Genomic DNA, 5,639 nt, shown 5'->3' with positions numbered 1-5,639 from the left:
CGGGCTCTTATACATCCTACAGCTGGCCCGCGACCACTGCTTCTGGTATAAGATGCCCGCATACTTCCCCAACTACTTTAGTGACGTGCGCTATGACGGGCGCGGCCACGGCGAACCGGCCGTCCCGCCGGATCCGTTCACGATCGACGACCTCGCCGACGATCTCGCGGTTCTGCTCGACAGGCTAGGCGCGCCGGCGGCGCATGTCGTCGGGCTGTCGATCGGCGCAATGGTGGCGCAGAAGTTCGCGATCAACCATGCGGACAAAGTGGAATCGCTGACGGTCGTGGGCGCGCCGGCCTTTATTTCCGAGGATGCGCGTCCGACATTCGCGCAACGGGCAGCCTCCGTGCGCGAAAGCGGCACAGCGAGTATCGTGGAAGCGACGCTCGACCGCTGGTTCACGCCTGAATTCCGCAAGGCGCACCCCGAAGTGATCGAACAAATCGCGGATACGATCGCCGGCACGCCCGCCGAAGGATTCGCACGCGCCGCGGAAGCGGTCGGCCGTTTCGATGCGCGAGACAAACTCGCGTCCGTGAGGAAGCGCACGCTCGTCGTTGCAGGTGAGCATGACGTTGGCACGCCGCATGCTGCTTCAAAAGTTGTCGCAGACATGGTGCCCGGCGCGCGATTCGAACTTCTCAATGCGGCGCACCTTTCACCCGTGGAGGAATCGCAACGCTTTTCCGCAATACTGGCGGGTTTTATGCGCGATTCCACGTAGTTCTTCTGTTTTTTGCTGCAAAAGAAAGCCTCGATACAGCGGGCATCACATCGAGGCCACCCCTTGAATTCCAACCCAGTCGCTCCACTTAAGCGTCAGGATTGCCACGGAGCAAACAAGGAATAAGGAGTGTCGCCATGCAAATGATCTACAACAGCCCTAACTATTGCGTAGTCGAGTTTCCACCGCAGGACAACCATCTCGCCATGAAGGCGGGCGGCTATGAGATCGTGGACAAGAACACGCAGCGGGAAATTTTCATCGACGGCGAGCTCGCCGCGAAGTTTCGCGAGCACGTGCAGCAACTGATCGCGGAAGAGCCGTCGCTCGAAGATGTCGACGAATTTCTCGGCCAGTTCGACATCTTGATGAACCAGCCCGTCGTGCTTCACTGATGCATGCACGTGCGGGCGGCTCGCTACTGTCCGCGCCCGCCGCCGCACGGCCCTGCGGTTAAGGCGACACTCGCCATCCCCCGAAGACCCCGCCCTGCAAACGGCGGGGTTTTTTTCGGCGGCTTCACGCCGATGCGCGCCCGCCGCCCGGAGGCGAGCGCTCCGCGCTGCGGCTACAATGTCAGGCTATTTCACACTTGGTGCAGGCCTCGTCCGTCATGACCCAGAACGCCCTTCCGAAAGCCCCTGCGCGCGCCTATACGCGCGGCGCCGCGCTGCCCGCGCTGCTGCAGAAACGCATCCTGATCCTCGACGGCGCGATGGGCACGATGATCCAACGCTACAAGCTCGACGAAGCCGCGTATCGCGGCGAGCGCTTCAAGGACTACGGCCGCGACATCAAGGGCAACAACGAGTTGCTGTCGATCACGCAGCCGCAGGTCATCCGCGAGATTCACGAGCAGTATCTGGCGGCGGGCGCCGACATCGTCGAGACGAACACCTTCGGCGCCACGCGCGTCGCGCAGGCCGATTACGGCATGGAAGACCTTGCCGCGGAGATGAACATCGAGTCGGCGAAGCTCGCGCGCGAAGCCTGCAACAAGTATTCGACGCCGGCCAAGCCGCGCTTCGTCGCGGGCGCGATCGGACCGACGCCCAAGACCGCGAGCATCTCACCCGACGTGAACGACCCGGGCGCGCGCAACGTCACGTTCGACGAGCTGCGCGACGCGTACTACGAACAGGCCAAGGCGCTGCTCGATGCGGGCGTCGATCTGTTTCTCGTCGAAACGATCTTCGACACGTTGAACGCGAAAGCGGCCTTGTTCGCGCTAGATCAACTCTTCGACGATACCGGCGAGCTGGTGCCGATCATGATCTCGGGCACCGTCACCGATGCATCGGGCCGCATTCTGTCCGGGCAGACGGTGGAAGCGTTCTGGAACTCGCTGCGTCACGCGAAGCCGCTCACGTTCGGCCTGAACTGCGCGCTCGGCGCGGCGCTGATGCGCCCGTACATCGCCGAACTGGCGAAGCTGTGCGACACCTACGTGTCCTGCTATCCGAACGCGGGCCTGCCGAATCCGATGAGCGACACCGGATTCGATGAAACACCGGACGTGACATCGGGATTGCTGAAGGAATTCGCAACGGCGGGCCTCGTGAATGTCGCGGGCGGGTGCTGCGGCACGACGCCGGAGCACATCGCGGAGATCGCGAAAGCGCTCGCTGAAGTGAAGCCGCGCGCCTTCCCCTCGCAATATCGCGATGCAGCCTGACATCGAACAAGAGATAACAGACATGACCGATCACACGATGCGTCTCTCCGGCCTCGAACCGTTCAACGTCACCGACAACTCACTCTTCATCAACGTCGGCGAGCGCACGAACGTGACCGGATCGAAGGCGTTCGCGCGCATGGTCCTGAACGGCCAGTTCGACGAAGCGCTCGCCGTCGCGCGGCAGCAGGTCGAAAACGGCGCGCAGGTCATCGACATCAACATGGACGAAGCCATGCTCGATTCGAAAGCCGCGATGGTGCGCTTTCTGAATCTGATCGCATCGGAGCCCGACATCGCGCGCGTGCCGATCATGATCGACTCGTCGAAATGGGAAGTGATCGAAGCGGGCCTGAAGTGCGTGCAGGGCAAGGCGATCGTCAACTCGATCTCGCTGAAGGAAGGCGAAGATGCGTTCCGGCATCACGCGAAACTGATCCGCCGATACGGCGCGGCATCGGTCGTGATGGCATTCGATGAGAAAGGCCAGGCGGACACGTTCCAGCGCAAGACGGAAATCTGCAAGCGCTCCTACGACATCCTCGTCAACGAGGTCGGCTTCGAGCCCGAGGACATCATCTTCGATCCGAACATCTTCGCGATCGCGACGGGCATCGAGGAGCACAACAACTACGCGGTCGATTTCATCAATGCGACGCGCTGGATCAAGCAGAACCTGCCGCATGCGAAGGTGAGCGGCGGCGTGTCGAACGTGTCGTTCTCGTTCCGCGGCAATGATCCCGTGCGCGAGGCGATTCACACCGTGTTCCTGTATCACGCGATTCAGGCGGGCATGGACATGGGCATCGTGAACGCGGGCCAGCTCGGCGTGTATGCCGACCTCGACGCCGAACTGCGCGAGAGAGTCGAAGACGTCGTGCTGAATCGCCGCGAGGACGGCACGGACCGTCTGCTCGAAGTCGCCGACAAGTTCAAGACCGGCGCCGCGAAGAAGGAAGAGAACCTCGAATGGCGCAATCAGCCGGTCGAGGCGCGTCTGTCGCACGCGCTCGTGCACGGCATCACGAACTTCATCGTCGAAGATACCGAAGAAGTGCGCGCGAAGATCGAAAAGGCCGGCGGGCGTCCGATCAACGTCATCGAAGGGCCTCTGATGGACGGCATGAACATCGTCGGCGACCTGTTCGGCGCGGGCAAGATGTTCCTGCCGCAAGTCGTGAAATCGGCGCGCGTGATGAAGCAGGCGGTCGCGCATCTGATTCCGTTCATCGAAGAAGAGAAGAAGCGTCTCGCCGATGCCGGCGCGGACGTGCGGCCGAAGGGCAAGATCGTCATCGCGACCGTGAAGGGCGATGTGCACGACATCGGCAAGAACATCGTGTCGGTCGTGCTCCAGTGCAACAACTTCGAAGTGGTCAACATGGGCGTGATGGTGCCGTGCGCGACCATCCTTCAGAAGGCGAAGGAAGAAGGCGCGGACATCATCGGGCTTTCCGGCCTCATCACGCCGAGTCTCGAAGAAATGGCTTACGTCGCCTCGGAAATGCAGCGCGACGACTATTTCCGCGGCAAGCAGACGCCTTTGCTCATCGGCGGCGCGACGACTTCGCGCGTGCATACCGCCGTGAAGATCGCGCCGCATTACGAGGGGCCGGTCGTGTACGTGCCGGATGCGTCGCGTTCGGTGTCGGTGGCGTCGAGCCTCCTGTCGGACGAAGGCGCGGCGAAGTATCTCGATGAACTGAAGAGCGACTACGACCGCATCCGCACGCAGCACGCCAACAGAAAAGCGCAGCCGATGGTCACGTACGACGAGGCGCGCGCCAACAAGACGAAGATCGACTGGAGCGCGTACACGCCGAAAAAGCCGACCTTCATCGGGCGGCGCGTGTTCAGGAACTATGACCTCGCGGAACTGGCGAACTACATCGACTGGGGTCCGTTCTTCCAGACGTGGGATCTCGCGGGTCCCTATCCGGCGATTCTCAACGACGAGATCGTCGGCGAGTCGGCGCGGCGCGTGTTCTCCGACGGCAAGTCGATGCTCTCGCGCCTGATTCAGGGCCGCTGGCTCACGGCGAACGGCGTCGTCATGCTGCTGCCCGCGAACACCGTAAACGACGACGACATCGAGATCTACACGGACGCATCACGCTCGAAAGTCGCGATGACCTGGCGCAATCTGCGTCAGCAGAGCGTGCGTCCGGTCGTCGATGGCGTGATGCGCCCGAACCGCTCGCTCGCCGATTTCATCGCGCCGAAGGAGTCGGGCGTGAAGGATTACATCGGGCTCTTCGCGGTGACGGCGGGCCTCGGCGTCGACAAAAAGGAACAACAGTTCGAAGCCGATCACGACGACTACAGCGCGATCATGCTCAAGGCGCTGGCCGACCGTTTCGCGGAGGCTTTCGCCGAAGCGCTCCACGCGCGCGTGCGCCGGGAACTGTGGGGCTACGCGTCGAACGAAACGCTCGACAACGATGCGCTGATCGCGGAGAAGTATGTCGGCATCCGCCCGGCGCCGGGTTATCCGGCGTGCCCGGATCACCTCGTGAAGCGCGACATGTTCGAAGTGCTTCAGGCGAACGAAATCGGCATGAGCGTGACCGAGTCGCTCGCGATGCTGCCGGCCGCGAGCGTGTCGGGCTTCTACATCGCGCATCCCGACAGCACGTACTTCTCGGTGGGCAAGATCGGCGACGATCAGCTCGCGAGCTACGCCGAACGCATGGCGCTGTCGACCGCGGATGCCGAACGCGCGCTTGCACCGCTGCGCTGAAGCCCAGCAATGACAAACGACATATCCCTCGCCCGATGGCGGAAATATGCACGAAACAGGCGGGAAATTTTTGGTTTCCGTAGACTTGTCAGCGCGAAAGGCCGTCGCCATGACGGCCCACGCACTCTTTTCGTCAACGGAGAAAGTCGCATGAAGAAGATGACGTCCGCCGTAACCGTAGCTTTCGCCGCGGCCTTGCTAGCAGCATCGAGTTCGGCTGCGTTCGCGCAGGCGAGCAGCACTCAGGCGTCTTCGTACTCGCCGCCGCAGTCGGAGCACAAGAAAAAGCCGAAGAAGCCGAAAAAGCCGCATACGCCTGCGAAGCCCGCCGGCGCGGAAAGCGGCCAGTCGCAATAATCCGCAGCACAGCGACTAGGCCGTCAGACGTTTCATCGGAAGAAAAAAACCCGCATCGGCAACTGAACTGACCCCGCAAAGTTGGACAGGTTTGGGCTAAGGCCGTGAGGGCTGAGTTCTGTACATTACAGGACTCAGCC

At 62.1% G+C, this 5,639-nt stretch carries 5 protein-coding genes; all 5 read left to right on the top strand.

Annotation, left to right across the window (positions count from 1 at the left end; all coding sequences use genetic code 11):
* Positions 1 to 727: alpha/beta fold hydrolase (locus tag NCR38_RS00800; protein ID WP_250476190.1), on the top strand; the 727-nt coding region annotated here is incomplete at its 5' end.
* Between the two features lie 137 nt (positions 728 to 864).
* Positions 865 to 1,122: a DUF3567 domain-containing protein gene (locus NCR38_RS00795; RefSeq protein WP_014190215.1), complete on the top strand. Its 258-nt coding sequence runs from the start codon at positions 865 to 867 to the stop codon at positions 1,120 to 1,122.
* Between the two features lie 218 nt (positions 1,123 to 1,340).
* Positions 1,341 to 2,402 carry a homocysteine S-methyltransferase family protein gene (locus NCR38_RS00790; RefSeq protein WP_061116817.1) on the top strand — a complete coding sequence of 354 codons (1,062 nt, stop codon included), beginning with the start codon at positions 1,341 to 1,343 and terminating at the stop codon, positions 2,400 to 2,402.
* The gene (metH, locus tag NCR38_RS00785) at positions 2,392 to 5,142 is read left to right on the top strand and encodes a methionine synthase (protein ID WP_284503639.1); all 2,751 of its coding nucleotides are present in this window, start codon (positions 2,392 to 2,394) and stop codon (positions 5,140 to 5,142) included. The genes NCR38_RS00790 and metH overlap by 11 nt, the downstream gene beginning before the upstream one ends.
* A gap of 150 nt (positions 5,143 to 5,292) precedes the next feature.
* The gene (locus NCR38_RS00780) at positions 5,293 to 5,499 is read left to right on the top strand and encodes a hypothetical protein (RefSeq protein WP_061116815.1); all 207 of its coding nucleotides are present in this window, start codon (positions 5,293 to 5,295) and stop codon (positions 5,497 to 5,499) included.
* The last annotated feature ends 140 nt before the right edge of the window (positions 5,500 to 5,639 follow it).

The organism is Caballeronia sp. INML1 (assembly GCF_023631085.1).
In the GTDB taxonomy this organism is placed as follows: Bacteria; Pseudomonadota; Gammaproteobacteria; order Burkholderiales; family Burkholderiaceae; genus Caballeronia; species Caballeronia turbans.
The sequence above is the reverse complement of the archived record's forward strand: the minus strand, read 5'-3'. Positions and strand labels throughout refer to the sequence as shown.